The following is a 19,372-nucleotide window of genomic DNA, read 5'->3' as shown; positions in this document are numbered from 1 at the left end:
AGCGAGGTTCCGATGTTTGATCTAATCGTCAGAAACGCAAATCTCCCCGATGGCCGAACCGACATCGACATCGGCATTGAGGGCGACAGGATCATCGCCGTCGAGCGCAATCTGCAGGCGCATGCGCCAGAGGAAATCGACGCAACCGGCAGGCTGGTCAGCCCGCCCTTCGTCGATCCGCATTTTCACATGGACGCCACGCTGTCGCTCGGGCTGCCGCGCATGAACGTCTCCGGCACCTTGCTCGAAGGCATAGCGCTCTGGGGAGAGTTGCGACCGATCGTGACCAAGGAGGAACTGGTCGATCGCGCGCTGCGCTATTGCGATCTCGCGGTCACGCAAGGCCTGCTTTTTATCCGCAGCCATGTCGATACCAGCGATCCCAGACTGGTGACCGTCGAGGCGATGATCGAAGTCCGCGAAAGGGTCGCGCCCTATATCGATTTGCAACTGGTCGCCTTTCCCCAGGACGGTTATTACCGCTCGCCGGGGGCGATCGACGCGCTCAACCGGGCGCTCGACATGGGCGTCGATATCGTCGGTGGCATTCCTCACTTCGAACGGACGATGGGCGACGGCACCGCGTCGGTCGAGGCGCTCTGCCGCATCGCCGCCGATCGCGGCCTGCCGGTCGACATGCATTGCGACGAAACCGACGATCCGCTCTCGCGCCATATCGAGACGCTGGCCGCCCAAACCATCCGCTTCGGCCTGCAGGGACGTGTCGCCGGCTCGCATCTGACCTCGATGCATTCGATGGACAATTATTATGTTTCCAAGCTCATCCCGCTGATGGCCGAGGCGGAGATCAATGTGATCCCCAACCCGCTGATCAACATCATGCTGCAGGGCCGGCACGATACCTATCCGAAACGCCGCGGCATGACCCGGGTGCGCGAGCTGATGGATGCCGGGCTGAATGTCTCCTTCGGGCACGATTGCGTCATGGATCCCTGGTATTCAATGGGGTCCGGCGACATGCTGGAGGTCGGCCACATGGCGATCCATGTCGCGCAGATGGCGGGCATCGACGACAAGAGGAAGATTTTCGACGCGCTGACCGTCAATTCGGTGAAGACGATGGGGCTCGCAGGCTACGGACTGGAGAAAGGATGCAATGCCGATCTCGTCATCCTCCAGGCGAGCGACACGCTGGAAGCATTGCGGCTGAAGCCCAATCGGCTGGCGGTGATCCGCCGCGGCAAGGTCATCGCCCGCACGGAGCCGCGCATCGGCGAGCTTTTTCTGAACGGGCGTCCGGCCCGGATCGACCCCGGCCTGGACTACATACCTCGCTATTGAGAAGTGACGGCGCTGACCATCGCTGAAGTGCGAGACCCTCTCCGTCTCTCCGCTATCCCGCCGCTCGGCGAGCGGTGATGATCCATGCCTGCGAGTCGAACAACACGCCCTCCGGCGTCATATGCGCCTCCAGTAGATCACGCAGCCGCTCCAGCGGTTTGTCTGGAGGTTCGTCGGTTTGTGCGAGCGCGTCCTTCACAAGATAGAGGTTGATGAGCGCCTCAAACGCCGCATCGACATCCGATCCGTAAAAGACTGGCTCCCGCACCTCGGCAAAGTCGATCGCGGCGAAGCCTGCTGCGCTGAGAAGCTCGGTGGCGACGGTTGGATCGCCGAGCGAAAACGGATTGGGAGTACCCGGGGAAATGGCAGTTTCAGGCGCCAGGGCCTGCCGGATGGCGCCGGACCACGCGTTGCGCTCCTGGCTCTGCCATACCATCCACACGATGCGCCCGCCCGGCCGCATCGCCCGGCCGATATTGGCAAATGCCGCCGCCGGATCGGCAAAAAACATCACGCCGAATCGGCTGATGCAGAGGTCGAAACCGGCTCTCGGGAACGCATGGGACTGCGCGTCTGCCTGCTCGAACACCACATTTCGCAAACCCTCCGCGGCACTCCGCCGCCTTGCGACCTCGAGCATCTCAGCCGAAACGTCCACACCGACCGCCTCTCCCTGCGTTGCGGCGCGGGCGGCCTCGCGAGTCGTTTGCCCTGCACCGCAGCCGATATCGAGCACTCGATCACCCGCGCCGACGCCGGCGGCAATCCTGAGGTGCTGATTGTGTCTCGCCAGTTCCGCATCGTAAAAGTCGGCACGATCCAACGTCATAACGCTTCCCTCTGCTGTGTTGGATGGGGCAGTCCAAGCGGCCGTCACGCGTGTCATGTGACGCGAAAACAGATTGCATATTAGGATCAGTTATGCAAGGTGGAGAGTAATTGCTGGCTGCAACCAGGAGGATGAGGCCGTGGAAACGACCGGATCAACGCTCGTCACCGAAAAGATCGTCGAACTCAAAGGTGCGAAACTGCAGAGCCAGGCCTTCGGCGACCCTGCCGGCGCACCGGTCCTGCTGATTATGGGAGTGATGTCGTCGATGCTATGGTGGCCGGAAAGGTTCTGCGAGGAGCTCGCCGCCCAGGGACGCTACGTCATCCGCTACGACCAGCGCGACACCGGCCTTTCCACGCATTATGCGCCGGGTGAGCCGGGCTATTCGTTTGGCGATCTCTCCGAAGACGCCATCGCCGTTCTCGATGGCTATCGGATTGAAGCCGCGCATCTGGTGGGGATGTCAATGGGCGGTTTCGTCGCACAAGAGGCCGCATTGCGCCACCCCCGGCGGGTACTGACCCTCACTCTGATCAGCACGTCCCCGATCGGGATCGTTGGCCTGCCTTCCTCGACCAAGGCTTACAAAGAACATTCTGCCGCTGCCGAGCACATCGACTGGTCGAACCTTGAAGCCATTGCCGATTTCATGCGTCGCGATTCAGCCATGCTGGCCGGCACCAGGCATCCGCACGATGCCGAGGCGGCGAGCAACCTGATCGCACGCGACATGGACCGCGCCACGTCCTTTGTCAGCGCAACCAATCATTTCATGCTGTTGAGCGGGGACAAGGCCGCCACCCTGAATGCGTCCAACATCGTGGCGCCGCTGCTCGCAATCCATGGCACATCAGATCCGCTGTTTCCGATCGAGCACGGAGAGGCCTTCACCCAAGTCGCGCCGAATGCGCAACTGCACCGGATTGCCGGCGGAGGACACGAAATCCACGATCGCGACATTGACGAGATGGTGCGCGCCATTGCCGATCATACCAGGCTCTCACCCAGCGGCTGAGTGGCTGGACGCGCCAGCCATGCCGCTGTCGCTTCCAGCATGCCTGATGCATCAGGCGATCTTCTGACGGACCGGCAGCTTCCAGCCGGGTCGGACGAAGTGGCAGGTATAGCCGTTCGGAATGCGCTCCAGATAGTCCTGGTGCTCCGGTTCGGCCTCCCAGAAATCACCGGCCGGCACGACTTCGGTGACGACCTTGCCGGGCCACAGGCCGGATGCATCGACGTCGGCAATCGTGTCCCTGGCGACGCGCTCCTGCTCGGGGCTGGTATAGAAGATCGCCGAGCGATAGCTCATGCCGACGTCGTTGCCCTGGCGGTTGCGCGTGCTCGGGTCGTGGATCTGGAAAAAGAATTCGAGGATTTCGCGATAGCTGATCTTGGCGGGATCGAAGATGATTTCGATCGCCTCGGCGTGGGTTCCGTGGTTGCGGTAGGTGGCGTTCGGTACGTCGCCGCCGGTATAGCCGACGCGGGTCGAAATCACGCCCTTGTAGCGGCGGATGAGGTCCTGCATGCCCCAGAAGCAGCCGCCGGCGAGCACTGCACGTTCTTCGGTCATTGGGGTGTCTCCTTGTTTTCCAAGAGATAGTGTCTCGCGCCGCCGATTTCCATAAGGCGCAACGAGCGCAGCCTCGCTATCGCCGCCAAGGAAGATGATGAGGTCTATAGTCGCTGCCGGCTCAAGAAAATCAGGCCTTGATATGGAATCCTTCCTGGAGCCAGGGATGCAGCGCCTGGCTGGCCGCAAGGATATCGCCCTTCCCGTTGACTTCAGCACCTGAAAACCGGGTGACGATGCCGCCAGCCTCCTCGACCATCAGCGCCGAGGCGCCGAAGTCATGGATCGAAAGCCCATCCTCGAAAAAACCATCAAGCCTGCCGCAGGCGACATAGGCGATCGACAGCGCCGCCGAGCCGAGGCGGCGCACACCGGCCGTATTGGCCATCAGACGCTTGATGGCGTCAAAATAGGTTTCTTCGGCGACCGCCTTGACCTGGCCGGGGATCGGCAGGCCGGCGCCGATAAGCACGTTCTCGATGTCGGCGACATCAGCGCAGCGGATAGGCTCGCCGTTGAGATAGGCGCCGCCGCCGGTCTCGGCGCTGAACAATTCGTCCTGCATGGCGTCATAGACGACGCCGGCAACCAGCCTGCCGCCTTCGGCGATGGCGATCGTCATGCCGAAATGCGGAACACCCCAGGCGTAATTGGTGGTGCCGTCGATCGGGTCGATGTAGATGATCGGCGTGTCCGGCCCGGCCGTGCGGTTGCCGACGGCTTCCTCGCCCTGGATGGCATAATCCGGAAAGGCCTTGGTCATTTTGTCGACGATGATCTGCTCGACGGCGACATCGATCTCGGTCTGATAGTCGCGCGGCGCCTTGGCGAGCATTTCCCGAGAGGTTCGCCGCCGCAGCGAGACGCGGGCGGTTTCGCCCGCCTTCACCACTGCTTCGGCAAGCACGACAAGGCGGGATGACGCGGTCGGCGAAAGACGCGCCGATATGGGAGAAGATGCCATGAAAAATCCGGATGCTGCAGACGGTGTGCCTCGTGCGGAGCCACTCCCTTGGCAGAGGCCGATGATGGTTTTATGAACCCGCCGAGGCCTAGCGATGATATTATATCAGGCGGTCCGTCGATGCATCGAAGAGATGGATCTGAGCCGGGTCGACCGAAAGGCCGATCATATCTCCTGTTTTGACCCTGTCGCGGCGCGTCTCGACGATCGTCAGTTCCGGCTCGGTCGCCGCGACTATGAAGGTCGAGGAGCCGGTCGATTCGACGAAGGCAATCGGCACGTCGAAACTGCCCTGCCCGGGAGCGACAACCTCGATATGTTCAGGCCGGACACCTGCGATGAGCTTGCGGCCGGGCTCGATGGCGCGGTTGATGGCAAGTGTCTGCTTCACGGCGCCGAAATCCAGGATCAGGCTTTTGCCGTCTTCCGCGACGATCGCCGGAATGAAATTCATAGCGGGAGATCCGATGAAACCGGCAACGAACCGGTTTGCCGGCCGGTCGTAGAGATCGAGCGGTGCGCCCTGCTGTTCGATGATGCCGTCGCGCATCACCACCACATGGTCGGCCATCGTCATCGCTTCGACCTGGTCGTGGGTGACGTAAACGAAGGTTGCGTTCAGCCGGTCGTGCAGCGACCGGATTTCCTTGCGCATATGGACACGCAGCGCCGCATCGAGGTTGGACAGCGGCTCGTCGAACAGGAACGCTTTGGGATGGCGGATGATGGCGCGGCTCATGGCGACGCGCTGGCGCTGGCCGCCGGACAGTTCGCGCGGATAACGCTTGAGGAGATGCGAAAGACCGGTTGTCGCCGCCACCTCCTCTGCCGCCTTCTTGGCTTCCGCTTTGGCGATGCCGCGGATGCGCAGGCTGTAGGTCAGGTTTTCCTCGACCGTCATGTGCGGATAGAGCGCATAAGACTGGAACACCATGGCGACGTCGCGCTTGCGCGGCGGCACGCCGTTCATCAGCTCGCCGGCGATCCGGAGGTCGCCGGTCGAGATGCTTTCAAGACCGGCAAGCGAGCGCAGCAAAGTGGACTTGCCGCAGCCCGAAGGGCCGACGAGCGCGACGAAAGTACCCTTGGCGATCGACAGGTCGATGTTCTTCAGGGCGTGGAAGGCGCCGTAATATTTGTTGACGCCTCTGAGCTCGATCTGTGTGGTCATTTGAGGGCTCCAGAGGTGAGGCCGGATACGATGCGGCGCTGCAAGAGAACGAAGATGGCGAGGATCGGCGTCACATACATCGTCGCGTAGGCCATGATGTTGTTCCACTCGTTGGTGTTCGGCCCCATGAAGGAGTTGAGACCGACGCTTGCCGGCTGAAGATCGACCGCCTGGATCATCGACTTCGAATAGACGAATTCGCCGAAGGCCTGCATGAAGATCAGGATGGCGCTGACGAGAATGCCGTTGCGAGCGAGCGGCAGCACGATGTTGAAGAAGGCGCCGACGCGCGAATTGCCGTCGACGAGGGCCGCCTCCTCCAGCTCCTGGGGAACGCTCATGAAGGTGGCGCGCACCAGGATGACGAAGAAGGGCATGCTCTTGGCCGCGACCGCGATGATGACGGCAAGCCTGGGATAAGAGAGCATGCCGATCTGCGAGAATCCGACGAAGATCGGCGTGATCATCAGCGAGGCTGGCAGGACCTGCAGCATCAGGATCAGGAACAGGCCGATATCCACCCAGACGTTACGGTATCTGGCGAGCACATAGGCGCAGCCGACGCCGAGCAGCGTGATCAGCGCCACCGAGCCCAGCGCGATGACCAGCGAATTCCAGAGATAGCGGCCCATGCCGCGGCTTTCCCACACGTAGGTGTAGGTGCCCCATTGGGGTGCTGCCGGCCAGAAACTCGGCGGCGTGGCGAACATCTCCGAGCCGCTTTTCAGCGCAGTGATGTACATCCAATAGAGCGGGAAGAGATAGATCGCCGCCATGACGATCGATATTGCCAGCATCAGCCGGTCGCGGTTCGTGGTCGTGCTCATCCGCGCACCTCATGACGTGTGGAGCGGACATAGACGACGGAGGCGAACATGACAAAGACGATCATGATGACGGAGATCGTCGCCCCCTTGGCGAAATCATATTGGCGGAAGGAAAGGTCCCAGGCCCAATATTGTGTTACGTTCGACGAATTGTTCGGTCCGCCCGAGGTGATCGCGGCGAAAAGATCGAACTGCTGCAGGGTGAAGATCAGCCCGAGCGCGATGATCGCGCCGATCGTCGAGCGCATCATCGGCAGCGTGATCGTCCAGAAGCGCTGCCAGACATTGGCGCCGTCGAGTTCGGCCGCTTCGTAGAGATCGGCGGGAATGCCGGCAAGGCCGACGGAAAGCAGGATCATGTTGAACGAGGTGCCGAGCCAGATATTGGCGATGATCACGGCATAAAGCGAATAATGCGGGTCCGAGCGCCAGAAGATATTGCCGGAGATGATGCCGCTTTCCTTGAGGATGAAGTTCAGCACGCCGAAATCGCCTGACAGAATCCAGTTCCAGATGGCGCCGACGACGAGGCCGGGCATGACCCAGGAGACGAGGAACAGGCCGCGCATCCATGAGGCGCCGGGAAAATTGACCCAGAAGAACAGCGCCAGGCCGAAGCCGATCAGGAACTGGCCGGCGATCGAGCCGGTGACGAAGAGGACAGTGTTCGCGAGGATCGGCAGCGTTTCCGGCTGTGCGAAGAGGTCGGTATAATTCTTGAAACCGACGAAAGGACGCGAGAAGGTCCCGAGGCTGAACATGTCGACCTCCTGGAAACTCATCACCACATTGTAGATGAGCGGCAGTCCCGCCATCAGGAACAGAAAGCCGAGCGGGAAAGCGACGAGCACGATATCGAAACCGCGGCCGTCCCTGACGCTCATCAGGATCCTTTTCATGCGTCCTCCGATGCTCCGATCGGGGCCGCCTGGCGCATCATGCGGAAGACGGCCCCTGCCGGGAGGAAATGGTTGAGTTATCCCTTCTTCCCAGCGGGGGTCCGAAGGGGGAGCAAGCCTCAGCCTAACACCGCTTTGATCTTATCCGCGGCCTGGTCGAGCGCGTCCTTCGGGCTCATCTGGCCGGTCAGCGCCGCCTGGATGGCGTCCTGGATCGCCTTGGAGATCTTCGGCCATTGCGGGTGCGGGCCGCGCGGCTTGGCGTATTTCAGCTGTTCGAGGAAGACCTTGAGGGCGGCGTCCTTCAGCGGCTGGCCGCTTTCGGGGATGGAGATGTCGGAACGGGCCGGAAGCTGGCCGAAATTCTTGAACATCTTGTCGTCCTGCGAGGCGAAAAATTCGAGCGCCTTGAAGGCTTCGGCCGGATGTTTGCTGCTGGCGAAGATCGCCCAGTTGAAATCGCCCATGGCCGAGGACCGTTCAGCCCCTTCCTTGGGAACTGGAAGCAGGGTGACGCCCCAGTCGAATTTCGCTTCCTGCGTCATGCGGTCGAGTTCCCACGGACCGGAGATCGCCATGGCCGCGTTGCCGGAGTTGAACGTGCCGGTCGAATCCCACTGTCCGCGCGTCAGCGTGTCGGGAGAAGCGAGCTTCTCGTCCATGATCGTCTTCCAGATCCCGAGCGCCTTCACTGCGCCGTCGGCATTGATATGCTCATAGCTGCCGCCGCCCATCTGAGCCCAGGGGAGGAATTGGAAGGTGCCCTCCTCATTAGCCTTGGCCGAGAAAGCGAGACCGTAGATGTTCTTGGCGGGGTCGGTCAGCTTGCGCGCATCTTCGACCAGCTCGTCCCAGGTCTGCGGCGGCTTCGCCGGATCGAGGCCCTTCGCCTTGAACATATCCTTGTTGTAGTAGAGCGCGATCGTGTTCGTCGCCTTCGGCACACCGTAATATTTGCCGTCCCATTCGACCGATTTCAGCGGGCCGGGGAAATAATTATCCGGCTTGATGACGGTCGACTTGGCGATCATGTCGGTGAGATCGAGGAAGGCGCCGCGCGACGAGAACATCGCATGTTCCGGATTGTCGACCGCGATGATGTCGGGGGCTTGGCCGGTGGCATAGGCGCGCATCGCCTCGGTGACGACGTCGTCGAACTGGATCAGCCGGTATTCGATCTTAATGCCGTTGTTCTGGGCGTTGAACTCTTTGACGAGGTTCGGCGCCGGCTGGGTGTCCTTATCAAGCGACCAGAGTGTCAGCGTGACATCCTCGGCCTTGGCCGAAAGGCCGAACAGTGAAACGCCTGCAAGCGCCAGAGCGCCGAGAATTGCATATTTGCGGATAGCCATGGTTCTCCTCCTTTGTGGTTATCCCCGTTGCCGGCAATTCCTCCTTGCCGGGCAACGATGTCATCAGGCCGGATCGACGACGAATTCGCCGCCCCGGGCATGCTTGAGGTGGTTGAGCGCATAGACCTGGCCGGTCATTTCCAGTTCATCGCGGTAGACCGGGTCGTGCCAGCCTTCGATGTCGATCGAGCCTGACCAGCCGGCAAGCCGCAGCTCGGAAATGATGTCGGTCCAGTTGCTGTCGCCGAAGCCCGGCGTGCGCATGAAGACGAATTTTTCCTTGCCGAAAATGCCGTGTTCCTTGATGACTTCCCAACGAATGGTCGCGTCCTTGCCGTGGACGTGGAAGATTTTATGCGCCCACTTGCGGATCTGCGGCATGGGGTCGATCAGATAGACCATCTGATGGCATGGTTCCCATTCCAGCCCGATATGATCATCCGGCGTCTCGTTGAAGATCAGCTCCCAGGCATCCGGATTATGGGCGATATTCCAGTCGCCGCTTTCCCAGTTGCCGTCCATCGCGCAGTTTTCGAAGGCGATCTTGATGCCCTTGTCGGCGGCACGCTTGGCAAGCTCGCTCCAGATCTGCTTGTAGCGCGGCAAGCTGTCGGTCAGCGGCTTGCCGCGGATGCGGCCGGTGAAGCCGGCAACGCAGGTCGCACCGAAATGATGGGCATTGTCGATGCAATCCTTCCAGCCCTGCAGGGTCTCGAGGTCGATTGCGCTCTCTTCCAGCGGATTGCCGAACATGCCGAGCGTCGAGATGGTGATGTCGCGATCGCCGATCGCGTCGAGGCAGCGTTTGCCGAGTTCCGCGAGATCCTGGCCCTTGGTCGTCTGCCAGAAGAAGGGCTCGAAGCTTTCGAAGCCCAGATCGGAAATCTGGCCGATGCGAGAGGCGGCATCGCCCTTGTTGCCGCTGACCATGGTGCCGATGCGAATGGATTTTGCAGGGTTGCTCACGTCACGTCTTCCTATGCTGAAATTTCGATGCGCCGGCCGGTCTTGGCGCTTTCGATCGCGCCGAAGACCATGGCGAGGCTTCTGATATTGTCGGAATTGACCGTTTCGGGCTGCTTGCCGGTTCGGATCGCTGCAATGAAATCGGCGATGACGCTGGCGTGGCCGTGGGTTTCGGCATCGTGTTCAGGACCGGGAACGTTTACGGAGGCAGCTCCACGCAGAAGGCCGGGCTCCTCGCCGGCGACCGCCGCCTTGAAACTCTCCTCGCCATCCCAGGTCAGCATCCCCTTCGAGCCGACGAGGCGCCACTGGCTTTCCCAGCTGGTGCGCTCGCCCTCGGCGCACCAGGAGCCGCGATAGGTGAAGACGATGTCGTCGGAAAATTCGAAGATGGCGTTCGCCGAAGCGCCGTGCCGGTACCACGAGTCCTTCGGATTGCGCTCGACGCAATAGACGGCGAGCGGCTTCCTGTCGGCGACGTAACGCGCGGCATCGAAGGTGTGGATCGCCATGTCGAGAAGCAGCACATTGTCCATCTCCTCGCGGAAACCGCCGAAATGCGGCGCGAGGAAGAAGTCGCAATGAATGCCGGTGAGATCGCCGATCGCGCCGCTGTCGACGAAACGGCGCAGGCGCCTGATGCCGGAGATGAAGCGGCGGTTCTGGATGACGGCGTGGATGCTGCCGGTCTCTGCGGCGAGATCGATCAGCGCGGCCCCCTCGGCGAGCGAGGCAGCCATCGGCTTTTCGCTGAGCACATGGCAGCCGGCCTTGAGTGCCGTCGACACGACGTCGTAACGGGCGGACGGAATGACGATGTCGAAGACCAGGTCTGCCTTTGTCGCCGCGATGACGTCGGAGAGATCCGAACCGATGACGGCGCTGTCGAGGCCGAACTCGGCGGCGAGCTGTTCCGCCGTCTCGCGGTTGAGGTCGACGAGGCCGACGATGGTGATGGAGTCGGCGAGATCGGGGTTGGAAGCGATGGCACGCAACCAACCTTTGGACATAGCTCCGCACCCGCACAGAATGGCACTAAATTTCACGATTTCCTCCAGGGAATGGCGCCACTCTCCTCGTGACACGCACTCCGTAAACGTTTACGACTGTAGGCGAAAACATTTTGCGGTGTCAATAGAGGCCAACTGCGAAATTACGGCCCAGGAGGGAATCGCAGCCGATGAAGGGAATCCGCCAGCTTGCCGAACACCTGGCTATTTCGATCGGCACGGTGTCCCGCGCCCTGAACGGCAGGCCGGATGTCAACGAGGAAACGCGCCGTCGGGTGCTGGCGGCGGCCGAGGCGCTCGGCTATGTCGCCAATCAGTCGGGCCGGAGCCTGAGGCAGGGAGAGACGAAGGTCATCGGTCTGATGATCGAATCGAGCGCGGAGGCGGTGGAAAATGCCGACAACTTCTTCCTCGGCGTCACCAGCGGCTTGCAGAGCGTCTTCGCCCGCCACAAGCTCGACCTCGTCATGCTGCCCTGCCCGAGCGACGAGGACCCGCACGAATACTTGAAGCGCATGGTGGCGCGGCGCATCGTCGATGCGATGATCATCTCGAACACGCAGCGCATCGACCGTCGCATCGATCTTCTTTCGCGGGCAAAGATTCCGTTCGTTACGGTTGGTCGCAGCCTTTCGGCGAACACCTTCCCCTGGATCGATCTCGATTTCGAAGGCGTAGCCGACCGCGCGGTCGAGCGGTTGGCCGCGCAGGGCCACCGCCGGATCGCAATTACCGCGCCGTCGAGCGAGGTCAATCTTGGTTATGTCTTTGTCGAGAGCTATCGCCGTGCGCTCGAGCGACACGGCATCGCCTTTGATCCGTCGCTCGTCATCCGCGTCAAATCGAGCGAACAGGGCGGCTACCAGGCGGCCCATGAACTGCTGATGCTTGAGGATCGGCCGACGGCGGTGATCCTGATCTACGAGCTGATGGCGATCGGCCTTTACCGCCGCCTGATGGAATCGGGCGTCATGCCCGGCCGTGATCTCGCGGTGATCGGCTTCCGCGATGCGCCGCGCGCCCGATTCCTGCAGCCCTCGCTCAGTTGCTTCCGCATGTCGCTCTACGATCTCGGCGTCGCGCTCGGTCAAATGCTGCTCGCCCGCATGCCGGCCTATCGAGAATTCTATTCCGATGCCGGTGGCAACATGATCTGGCCACTCGAACTGGTGGCAGGAGAAAGCGACGCGTTCCAGCTGACGGAGGCCTGAAGGTTGCCGGCTTCGGCCTCCCCTGCGGGCACGGCAGAGGATATAATGGCTGGGTGACAAAAAATGTCTCGCGAAGCCCGATCATTCGAATTTAATCTCTATGCCAGCCGGTATTTCGGGTCGAATATGGTTGCCGGTTTCGATCGATCAGGAGGGGTCATGACGGTATCATCCATCTCGCGGCGCACGCTGATGAAGGGCACCGCCCTGCTCCTCGCGTCGACGGCGCTCGCTCGCCAGGCGCTGGCGCAGGCCACGCCCACCGGCGGCCGGCTGATTGTCGCGGCCGATTCCGAGCCGAAGAACCTCAACCCCGCCATCGTCGCTTCGAACGGCGTCTTCTTCATCGCCAGCAAGGTGATCGAACCACTGGCCGAAGCCTCGTTCGAAGGCAAGGACGGGCTTGCGCCGCGGCTTGCCACCTCCTGGGAAGGCTCGGCCGACGGGCTTTCCGTCACCTTCAAGCTGCGCGACGGCGTCACCTGGCATGACGGCAAGCCGTTTACCTCGGTCGATGTCGCCTTCTCCGCCCTCAACATCTGGAAGCCGCTGCAGAATCTCGGCCGCCTTGTCTTCGCCAATCTTGAAGCCGTCGATACGCCCGACGACTACACCGCCATCTTCCGCTTCTCCAAGCCGACGCCGTTCCAGCTCATCCGCAATGCCCTGCCCGTCGTCACCAGCGTCGTCGCCAAACACATCTTCGACGGCAGCGATATCGCCGCCAATCCGGCCAACAACAAGCTCATCGGCACCGGCCCGTTCAAGTTTGCCGAACACAAGCCCGGCGAATACTACCGGCTGACGCGTAATGAGAATTATTGGGACAACGATCAGCCGAAACTGGACGAGATCGTCTTCCGCGTGCTGCCCGACCGCGCCTCGGCGGGTGCGGCGCTCGAGGCCGAGGAAATCCAGCTCGCCGCCTTCTCGGCCGTGCCGCTGGCCGATCTCGACCGTATCTCCAAGGTCGATGGCATCAAGGTGATCTCGAAAGGTTACGAGGCCTTGACCTATCAGCTCGTCGTCGAGATCAATCACCGCCGCAAGGAGCTCGCCGACCTCAGGGTCCGCCAGGCGATCGCGCAGGCGATCGACAAGAAATTCGTGGTCGACACGATCTTCCTCGGTTATGCCGCCGCTTCCACCGGCCCGGTGCCGAGGAATGCGCCGGAATTCTATACGTCCGATGTCGCGGCCTATGATTTCAATCCGGCGGCCGCCAATGATATTCTCGACAAGGCGGGTTATGCCAAGGGGGCGGACGGCAACCGCTTCAAGTTGAAACTTCGTCCCGCGCCGTATTTTAACGAGACCCGCCAGTTCGGCGATTACCTTCGCCAGGCGCTTGCCGCGATCGGCATCGATGCCGAGATCGTCAATGCCGATGCGGCCGCGCACCAGAAGGCGGTTTACACCGACCATGATTTCGACCTCGCCGTCGCCCCGCCAGTGTTCCGCGGCGACCCGGCGATCTCCACCACCATTCTCGTTCAGTCCGGCACGCCTGACGGCGTTCCCTTCTCCAACCAGGGCGGCTATGTCAATCCCGAGCTCGACAAGATCATCAAGCAGGCCTCCGAAACCGTCGACACGGCGGCGCGCACCGATCTCTACCGCAAGTTCCAGCAGCTCATCGTCGCCGATCTGCCGCTGATCAACGTTGCGGAATGGGGCTTCATCACCGTCGCCCGTGACACCGTCCTCAACGTCGCGGACAATCCGCGCTGGGCCGTCTCGAACTGGGGCGATACCGCGCTGCAATCGTGATAGGATCGGCCGTAATTCTCTTCCGGAGGCCTTATCCGGCGTGAAACGCGCAATCCTCCTCCTGCGGCGTAGGGCGATCAGCAGCCTTCCAGTGCTGCTGATCGTGGTGATCTTCACGTTTTTGCTGCTCGAATCCGCCCCGGGCGATGCCGTCGATGCCTATCTGGGCGCGATCGGCGGCGGCGATGCGGCACTCAGGCAGGCGCTGCGCGAGAGCTACGGCCTCGACCGGTCCATGCTGGCACGGCTCTGGCTCTATCTTTCCTCGCTGGCGCGGCTTGATCTCGGCTGGTCCGTCGCCTTCGACCGGCCGGTCGGCGCGCTCATCGCCGAACGCCTGCCCAATACGCTGCTGTTGATGGGCAGCGCGACGGCGCTTTCTTTTGGCCTTGGTTCCGCGCTCGGCATCCTCGCCGGGGCGCGGCCGGGAACCTTGCGCGACCGGCTGTTGTCGATCGGCTCGCTGATCGTCTATGCCATTCCGAGCTTCTGGCTCGGCCTTGTCCTCAGCATTGCCTTTTCGGTGAAGCTGCGCTGGTTTCCGATCGCCGGCATCGAGACGATCGCTTCGGGCAAGACCGGCTTTACCCGCGCCCTCGACATATCAGATCATCTTGTCCTGCCGGTCGGCGCCCTGGCCCTGATCTATCTCGCCTTGTTCCTGCGGGTGATGCGGGCCGGCATGGCTGAGGCCTGGAAGCTCGATTTCGTCCTGTTCGCCCGCGCCAAGGGCCTGTCGCGCAGCCGCATCGTGCTTCGTCATGTGGCGCGCAATGCGCTGTTGCCGCTTGTCACCATGCTTGGGCTGCAATCGGCGGCCATGCTCGGCGGCAGCGTGGTGATCGAGAGCGTCTTTGCGATCCCCGGCTTCGGGCGCTTGGCGCAGGAAGCAGTCAACGGCCGCGACGCGCCGCTGTTGATGGGCATCGTCGTCACCAGCGCTGTTCTCGTCATTTCGGTCAATTTCCTCGTCGATCTTATCTATGCCGCGCTCGACCCGCGCATCGGCGCTTCGGAGGGTGACGCATGAGCCGTCTTCAGCGTCTGCTCGGCACGTGGGAAGGCATGGCCGGATTTGCGATCCTGGTCATCCTGCTTCTGTTCGGGCTGCTTGCCCCTATCATTTCGCCCGGCGATCCGCTGAGGATCGCCGGGCGGGCGCTGCTTGCGCCCTTCACCGACCCGGCCTTTCCACTTGGCACCGATCGCCTCGGACGTGATGTGCTCGCCGGCCTGCTCTATGGCGCGCGAACCTCGCTTGCCGTCGGCCTCGCGGCAGCCTTTTCGGCGATGGTCCTCGGCGTCTGCGTCGGCATGGCGGCCGGATTTTCCGGCGGGTTCGTCGACGAGGCCTTAATGCGCGTAGTCGACGCCTTTCAGATCGTGCCGGGCTTCCTGCTTGCCCTCGCCTTCGTCAGCACTATCGGGGTGTCGACCCCGATCGTCGTTTTTGCCATCGCGCTTGGCGCCTGGGCCGATCCGGCGCGGCTGACGCGAGCCCAGGTGCTGGCGATCCGCGAGCAGGATTACGTCGCCTCGGCAAGGGTGATCGGCATGCATCCCGCGGAAATCGCCTTTCGTGAGATCCTGCCGAACGCGCTGCCGCCGGTGCTGGCGCTTTCCGCTACCATCGTCGCCGGCGCGATCCTCACCGAGGCGGCGCTTTCCTTTCTCGGCCTCGGCAATCCGAATATCGCCACCTGGGGTTCGATGATCGCCGAGGGCCGCAGCGTGCTGCGCTCGGCCGCTTATCTCTCCGTCCTGCCGGGCGCCGCACTTGCCGTCACCGTGCTCGGCGTCCATCTCTTCAGCGAAGGTCTCGGTAAGGCGCTTGGCGATGACGGCGGGAGGGCGGCATGAGCGACATCTTCTGCAGCCTCCGGCAGCTTTCGGTCACCTATTGGCGCGGCAGGAACAATACGACCGCGCTCGATCGTATCGATCTCGATATTGCCACCGGCGAGAGGCTGGCGATCATCGGCGAAAGCGGCTCCGGCAAGAGCACGCTCGCCCGGGCGCTCGCCGGTCTGCTGCCTGGCGGAGCGAAGGTCACCGGCGAAATGCTCTGGCCCGCCCTGGGCCACCCGCCCCGCCCGGGCCGCGATTTCGGCTTCGTCTTCCAGGATCCCGGCACCAGCCTCAATCCCGTCCTGACGATCGGCGAGCAGATTGCCGAGGGCGCCAGGCGCCATCTCGGGCTCAGCCGGAAACAGGCCTCTATCCGAGCCGAGGAACTCCTTGGACGAGTGCGAATACCGCAGCCAGACAAGGCGCTGCGGGCCTTTCCGCATCAGCTTTCCGGCGGCCAGCGCCAGCGCGTGGCGATCGCGGCAGCGATCGCTGCCAAGCCCGCTCTGCTGATCGCCGACGAGGCGACGAGCGCTCTCGACGTCGTCGTCCAGGCCGAGATCGTCCGCCTGCTCGATGGGCTGGTGCGCGAGGACGGCATGACGCTGCTCTTCATCACCCACGACATCGCGCTCGCCTCCGGATTCGTCGACCGAATCGCCGTCTTCCGCGATGCGCGCCTCGTCGAGGCAGGCCCCGTGCGCTCGGTGCTTTCGACGCCCGTGAGCAACTATACCGCCGCTCTCATCGCCAGCCATCGCGATCTGGCGACGCCACCTTTGATCGAAGAGCCGGCGCCATGAATCCTCTGCTGTCCATAGAAAACATCTCGAAGGACTTTTCTTCCGCCGCCCGCCGGGTTGCCGCGCTCGACAATGTTTCGCTGACGATCGCAGCCGGGGAAACGCTCGGTCTGGTCGGCGCCTCCGGCAGCGGAAAATCGACGCTGTCGCGCATCCTGCTGCGGCTTCTCTCCTGTGATGCCGGTGCGATCCGTTTTGAGGGAGAGGATTGGTTGAGGCTGAGAGGTGCTGCCTTGCGCCGCAGGCGGGTGCGCATGCAGATGGTGTTCCAGGATCCGCTGGCCGCCTTCAACCCGCTGGCGACGGTCGGTTCGGTGCTTGACGACCCCTTGCGCATCCACGGCGTCGTGTCGAAAAACCGGCGTGCCGGCGAGATCGCCATGCTCCTCGAACGTGTCGGCCTGCCTTTCGACTATGCCCGCCGGCCGGTCCGCGCGCTCTCCGGCGGCCAGCGCCAGCGTGTGGCGATTGCCCGGGCGATCGCCACACGGCCGTCGCTGCTGGTGCTCGACGAGGCGGTCTCGGCGCTTGACGTCACCGTGCGCGGCAGGATCCTCGAACTTTTAGTCGAGCTGCAGAAGGAGCACGGCATTGCCTGTCTGTTCATTTCGCACGATCTTGCCGTGGTGCGCGCCGTTTCCCACCGCATCGCCGTCATGGACGGCGGCCGGATCGTCGAGACCGGTCCGGCCGCGGCGGTTGTCACCGCACCTCAATCGGCTGCCGGCCGGGCACTCGTGGCAGCCGTTCCCAGTCTTGTGACCGACCCGTTGTGAAGGAGGCGTCCATGTTCGATCTCGGTTGGAATCCCCTGCTCGGTACGCCTTCGTACCCCGCGGAGCGCTACGCCATGCTCGCCGACACGATCGGCCGCATTCTGCGCTGTCGGGGTGACGTCGTGCTGGTTCAGGCAGAGGCGGTGGTGGCGCTCGAAGCGGTGGCAGCCAGTCTCGCGCGTCCCGGCCTTTCGGCCCTCAACCTCGTCACCAGTGCCTATGGCGGCTGGTTCGGGCAGTGGCTGCGGCGAGGCGGCGCAAGCGTTCGGAATCTCGTCGCCGAACCGGGCTTGCCGATTGAGATCGACGCTGTCGCCGAAGCGCTCGATGCCGGCCCTCATATCGATGTGCTCGCCGTGGTTCACGCGGAATCTGCGAGCGGCATTCTCAACCCTCTGCCAGAGATACTCGCGCTTGCGCACGCCCGCGGCATCGTCACCGTCGTCGATGCGGTCGCCTCGGTCGGCGGGCATCGGATCGATGTCGATGATCTCGGCATCGACATCGCGGTTATCGGCCCACAAAAGGCGCTCGGCGGTCCGGCGGGTGTCTCTGCGCTCTCCGTCAGTCAGCGTGCCTGGCATCTCGTTCTCAAGGGCGGCGCGGCACGCGACTCGATCCTGTCGCTGGCCGATCTGAAGGGCTGGATCGACGACGGTCGGCGCATCCTGCCAGGAACGCCGGCGCCGCTGGAATTCCTTGCGCTGGAGGCCGCACTCGACCGCATCGAGGCCGAGGGCCTTGAAAATGTCGTCGCCCGCCATGCGCTGGCGGCATCGGCGACGCGGGCCGGGCTTGCCGCACTCGGCGCCCCGGTCTGGGTGCCGGCGGCAAAGGCGTCGAACCTGGTGACGGCGGTGCCTTTGCCGGAGGCACCGGAACCGGCTTCGCTGATCGCGGCCGCGGGGCGCCTAGGGGTCGAGCTGACGGAAGCCGTGGGAACGGCGCCCGCCCGCCTCGTGCGGCTGAACCACACAGGCCCGCGCGCCGCATTCCAGACAGTGCTCTCGAATGTCGTGGGCTACGGCGCGGCCCTCAGGCAGACCGGCCGTCCCGCCGATATCGCCGCCGCTGCAGAGGCTATAGCCGCAGCCTACAGTCGCTGATCTTATGTTCGGGTCTTGATAATCGCGGCTCGGCAAGGCAGGAGAGTGGCATCGCGGAGACCGGATGCAGATGACGAAATTGCTGGATGCGCAGGGCCTGGAGATTTTGCACGAGGGGCATCGCACCCGCCTGAAATGGCATCGGCTGCGCAAACGGTTTGCCGATCCGCTGTTCTCAGCTGAGGTGATGGCTGAGGGATTTGCCGCAGGCGCATCGATGGAACTCGATCTGCGCGTGCGCGCCGACGGCGGTTTCGTCGTGCTGCACGATGAGGACCTCGAAGGGGAAACGACCGGTCATGGACCGATCGCCGAAAAGCGCCTCAGCGACCTCAGTAATGTCAGGATGCAGGGGGGCGACCGGCCGCTGATCCTCAGCGAGGATCTTGCCGCCATGCTGCAAGCGGCCCACCCGGCCGCACTGCTGCAATTCGACATGAAGGACGACTACGAGGCGGTCGGCGCGCAGGGCATCGCGCATCTTGCCGCGCATTTTCAGGAGATCGCCGCCTCGGTGATCGTCAGCGCCGGCAGTCTCGACCTCATCGTCGCGGTCAAGGAAAAGCTTCCGCATCTGCTGCGCGGCATCGATCCCACGGACAAGCTTTACGATATCAGGCAGGCCGGCGGCTGGAAGGCGGTCGAGATCGAATTGCGCGCCGACCTCCGCGGCCCGACCGAACCGGACACGGTCTATCTCCACTGGCCGCTGATCCTTGACGCCGCGAAGGATGGATTGGATATGATCGCGCTCTGCCAGGGCGAAGGCAAACGCGTCGATGCCTGGACCTTTACCCTGAAGCATCCCGAGGTCGGTTTCAGCGAATCGGAATGGCGGAACTTCCAGGCGCTGATGGCGCTGAAGCCGGATCAGATCACCACCGACGAGGCGCCGGCGACCGAACGCGCCTGGAGCAGCCGCATGGCCGGCTAACCGGTCCGGAAATGTGCAGCCG

Annotated in this window: 19 protein-coding genes; 10 read left to right on the top strand and 9 right to left on the bottom strand. The window is 62.9% G+C overall.

Going from position 1 to position 19,372, the window contains the following annotated elements; translation table 11 throughout:
* Positions 1-12 precede the first annotated feature (12 nt).
* A complete protein-coding gene (locus EFR00_RS01950) occupies positions 13-1,302 on the top strand; it encodes an amidohydrolase family protein (protein WP_077994193.1) in 1,290 nt (429 codons plus the stop codon).
* 52 nt (positions 1,303-1,354) lie between these two features.
* Here EFR00_RS01950 and EFR00_RS01940 read toward each other — a convergent pair whose 3' ends face one another.
* Positions 1,355-2,134: a class I SAM-dependent methyltransferase gene (locus EFR00_RS01940; RefSeq protein ID WP_077994194.1), complete on the bottom strand. Its 780-nt coding sequence runs from the start codon at positions 2,132-2,134 to the stop codon at positions 1,355-1,357.
* A gap of 139 nt (positions 2,135-2,273) precedes the next feature.
* On the opposite strand from EFR00_RS01940, the gene EFR00_RS01935 reads away from it, so the two are divergent.
* On the top strand, positions 2,274-3,152 hold the full coding sequence (locus EFR00_RS01935) for an alpha/beta fold hydrolase (RefSeq protein ID WP_009991913.1): 879 nt from the start codon (positions 2,274-2,276) through the stop codon (positions 3,150-3,152).
* A gap of 51 nt (positions 3,153-3,203) precedes the next feature.
* Here EFR00_RS01935 and msrA read toward each other — a convergent pair whose 3' ends face one another.
* The 8 genes from msrA to EFR00_RS01895 all read right to left on the bottom strand — a co-directional run bounded on the left by msrA (position 3,204) and on the right by EFR00_RS01895 (position 10,938).
* A complete protein-coding gene (msrA, locus tag EFR00_RS01930) occupies positions 3,204-3,713 on the bottom strand; it encodes a peptide-methionine (S)-S-oxide reductase MsrA (RefSeq protein WP_010051614.1) in 510 nt (169 codons plus the stop codon).
* 130 nt (positions 3,714-3,843) lie between these two features.
* Positions 3,844-4,677, bottom strand: coding sequence for an inositol monophosphatase family protein (locus tag EFR00_RS01925; protein WP_077994196.1), 834 nt, complete (start codon positions 4,675-4,677; stop codon positions 3,844-3,846).
* Positions 4,678-4,777: 100 nt separating this feature from the next.
* Positions 4,778-5,848: an ABC transporter ATP-binding protein gene (locus tag EFR00_RS01920; RefSeq protein ID WP_040142984.1), complete on the bottom strand. Its 1,071-nt coding sequence runs from the start codon at positions 5,846-5,848 to the stop codon at positions 4,778-4,780.
* Positions 5,845-6,675, bottom strand: a complete 831-nt coding sequence (locus EFR00_RS01915; RefSeq protein ID WP_040112945.1) for a carbohydrate ABC transporter permease — start codon at positions 6,673-6,675, stop codon at positions 5,845-5,847. The genes EFR00_RS01920 and EFR00_RS01915 overlap by 4 nt, the downstream gene beginning before the upstream one ends.
* Positions 6,672-7,574 (bottom strand): carbohydrate ABC transporter permease, encoded by a 903-nt coding sequence (locus EFR00_RS01910; RefSeq protein ID WP_040112946.1) that lies wholly within the window; start codon positions 7,572-7,574, stop codon positions 6,672-6,674. The genes EFR00_RS01915 and EFR00_RS01910 overlap by 4 nt, the downstream gene beginning before the upstream one ends.
* Before the next feature lie 119 nt (positions 7,575-7,693).
* Positions 7,694-8,926, bottom strand: a complete 1,233-nt coding sequence (locus EFR00_RS01905) for an ABC transporter substrate-binding protein (RefSeq protein WP_040112947.1) — start codon at positions 8,924-8,926, stop codon at positions 7,694-7,696.
* A gap of 63 nt (positions 8,927-8,989) precedes the next feature.
* Complete coding sequence (locus tag EFR00_RS01900; RefSeq protein ID WP_077994199.1) at positions 8,990-9,892, bottom strand: sugar phosphate isomerase/epimerase family protein; 903 nt, start codon at positions 9,890-9,892, stop codon at positions 8,990-8,992.
* 11 nt (positions 9,893-9,903) lie between these two features.
* Complete coding sequence (locus EFR00_RS01895; protein ID WP_077994200.1) at positions 9,904-10,938, bottom strand: Gfo/Idh/MocA family protein; 1,035 nt, start codon at positions 10,936-10,938, stop codon at positions 9,904-9,906.
* Between the two features lie 134 nt (positions 10,939-11,072).
* Here EFR00_RS01895 and EFR00_RS01890 point away from each other — a divergent pair, with 134 nt between their 5' ends.
* The 8 genes from EFR00_RS01890 to EFR00_RS01855 all read left to right on the top strand — a co-directional run bounded on the left by EFR00_RS01890 (position 11,073) and on the right by EFR00_RS01855 (position 19,350).
* Entirely contained in the window at positions 11,073-12,113 is a 1,041-nt protein-coding gene (locus EFR00_RS01890) for a LacI family DNA-binding transcriptional regulator (protein ID WP_077994201.1), read from the top strand.
* 159 nt (positions 12,114-12,272) lie between these two features.
* A complete protein-coding gene (locus tag EFR00_RS01885) occupies positions 12,273-13,883 on the top strand; it encodes an ABC transporter substrate-binding protein (protein ID WP_077994202.1) in 1,611 nt (536 codons plus the stop codon).
* A 40-nt stretch (positions 13,884-13,923) separates the two neighbouring features.
* Positions 13,924-14,913: an ABC transporter permease gene (locus EFR00_RS01880; RefSeq protein ID WP_077994203.1), complete on the top strand. Its 990-nt coding sequence runs from the start codon at positions 13,924-13,926 to the stop codon at positions 14,911-14,913.
* Positions 14,910-15,743 (top strand): ABC transporter permease, encoded by an 834-nt coding sequence (locus EFR00_RS01875; RefSeq protein WP_040142995.1) that lies wholly within the window; start codon positions 14,910-14,912, stop codon positions 15,741-15,743. Before EFR00_RS01880 ends, EFR00_RS01875 begins: the two co-directional genes overlap by 4 nt.
* A complete protein-coding gene (locus EFR00_RS01870; protein ID WP_040142996.1) occupies positions 15,740-16,534 on the top strand; it encodes an ABC transporter ATP-binding protein in 795 nt (264 codons plus the stop codon). Before EFR00_RS01875 ends, EFR00_RS01870 begins: the two co-directional genes overlap by 4 nt.
* Entirely contained in the window at positions 16,531-17,310 is a 780-nt protein-coding gene (locus tag EFR00_RS01865) for an ABC transporter ATP-binding protein (RefSeq protein ID WP_040142998.1), read from the top strand. Before EFR00_RS01870 ends, EFR00_RS01865 begins: the two co-directional genes overlap by 4 nt.
* An 11-nt stretch (positions 17,311-17,321) precedes the next feature.
* Positions 17,322-18,416, top strand: coding sequence for a pyridoxal-phosphate-dependent aminotransferase family protein (locus EFR00_RS01860; RefSeq protein ID WP_077994206.1), 1,095 nt, complete (start codon positions 17,322-17,324; stop codon positions 18,414-18,416).
* A 70-nt stretch (positions 18,417-18,486) separates the two neighbouring features.
* Positions 18,487-19,350, top strand: a complete 864-nt coding sequence (locus EFR00_RS01855) for a glycerophosphodiester phosphodiesterase (protein ID WP_077994652.1) — start codon at positions 18,487-18,489, stop codon at positions 19,348-19,350.
* The last annotated feature ends 22 nt before the right edge of the window (positions 19,351-19,372 follow it).

It is taken from the genome of Rhizobium sophoriradicis, from assembly GCF_003939025.1.
Lineage (GTDB): Bacteria > Pseudomonadota > Alphaproteobacteria > Rhizobiales > Rhizobiaceae > Rhizobium > Rhizobium sophoriradicis.
This window is presented reverse-complemented; position numbering and strand designations above follow the sequence as displayed.

Excerpts from the sequence above, each read along its gene's own strand:
- EFR00_RS01950 (WP_077994193.1), top strand. The coding sequence starts at position 13 with ATGTTTGATCTAATCGTCAGAAACGCAAATCTCCCCGATGGCCGAACC.
- EFR00_RS01940 (WP_077994194.1), bottom strand. The coding sequence starts at position 2,134 with ATGACGTTGGATCGTGCCGACTTTTACGATGCGGAACTGGCGAGACAC.
- msrA (WP_010051614.1), bottom strand. The coding sequence starts at position 3,713 with ATGACCGAAGAACGTGCAGTGCTCGCCGGCGGCTGCTTCTGGGGCATG.
- EFR00_RS01925 (WP_077994196.1), bottom strand. The coding sequence starts at position 4,677 with ATGGCATCTTCTCCCATATCGGCGCGTCTTTCGCCGACCGCGTCATCC.
- EFR00_RS01920 (WP_040142984.1), bottom strand. The coding sequence starts at position 5,848 with ATGACCACACAGATCGAGCTCAGAGGCGTCAACAAATATTACGGCGCC.
- EFR00_RS01915 (WP_040112945.1), bottom strand. The coding sequence starts at position 6,675 with ATGAGCACGACCACGAACCGCGACCGGCTGATGCTGGCAATATCGATC.
- EFR00_RS01910 (WP_040112946.1), bottom strand. The coding sequence starts at position 7,574 with ATGAAAAGGATCCTGATGAGCGTCAGGGACGGCCGCGGTTTCGATATC.
- EFR00_RS01905 (WP_040112947.1), bottom strand. The coding sequence starts at position 8,926 with ATGGCTATCCGCAAATATGCAATTCTCGGCGCTCTGGCGCTTGCAGGC.
- EFR00_RS01890 (WP_077994201.1), top strand. The coding sequence starts at position 11,073 with ATGAAGGGAATCCGCCAGCTTGCCGAACACCTGGCTATTTCGATCGGC.
- EFR00_RS01885 (WP_077994202.1), top strand. The coding sequence starts at position 12,273 with ATGACGGTATCATCCATCTCGCGGCGCACGCTGATGAAGGGCACCGCC.
- EFR00_RS01875 (WP_040142995.1), top strand. The coding sequence starts at position 14,910 with ATGAGCCGTCTTCAGCGTCTGCTCGGCACGTGGGAAGGCATGGCCGGA.
- EFR00_RS01870 (WP_040142996.1), top strand. The coding sequence starts at position 15,740 with ATGAGCGACATCTTCTGCAGCCTCCGGCAGCTTTCGGTCACCTATTGG.
- EFR00_RS01865 (WP_040142998.1), top strand. The coding sequence starts at position 16,531 with ATGAATCCTCTGCTGTCCATAGAAAACATCTCGAAGGACTTTTCTTCC.
- EFR00_RS01860 (WP_077994206.1), top strand. The coding sequence starts at position 17,322 with ATGTTCGATCTCGGTTGGAATCCCCTGCTCGGTACGCCTTCGTACCCC.
- EFR00_RS01855 (WP_077994652.1), top strand. The coding sequence starts at position 18,487 with ATGACGAAATTGCTGGATGCGCAGGGCCTGGAGATTTTGCACGAGGGG.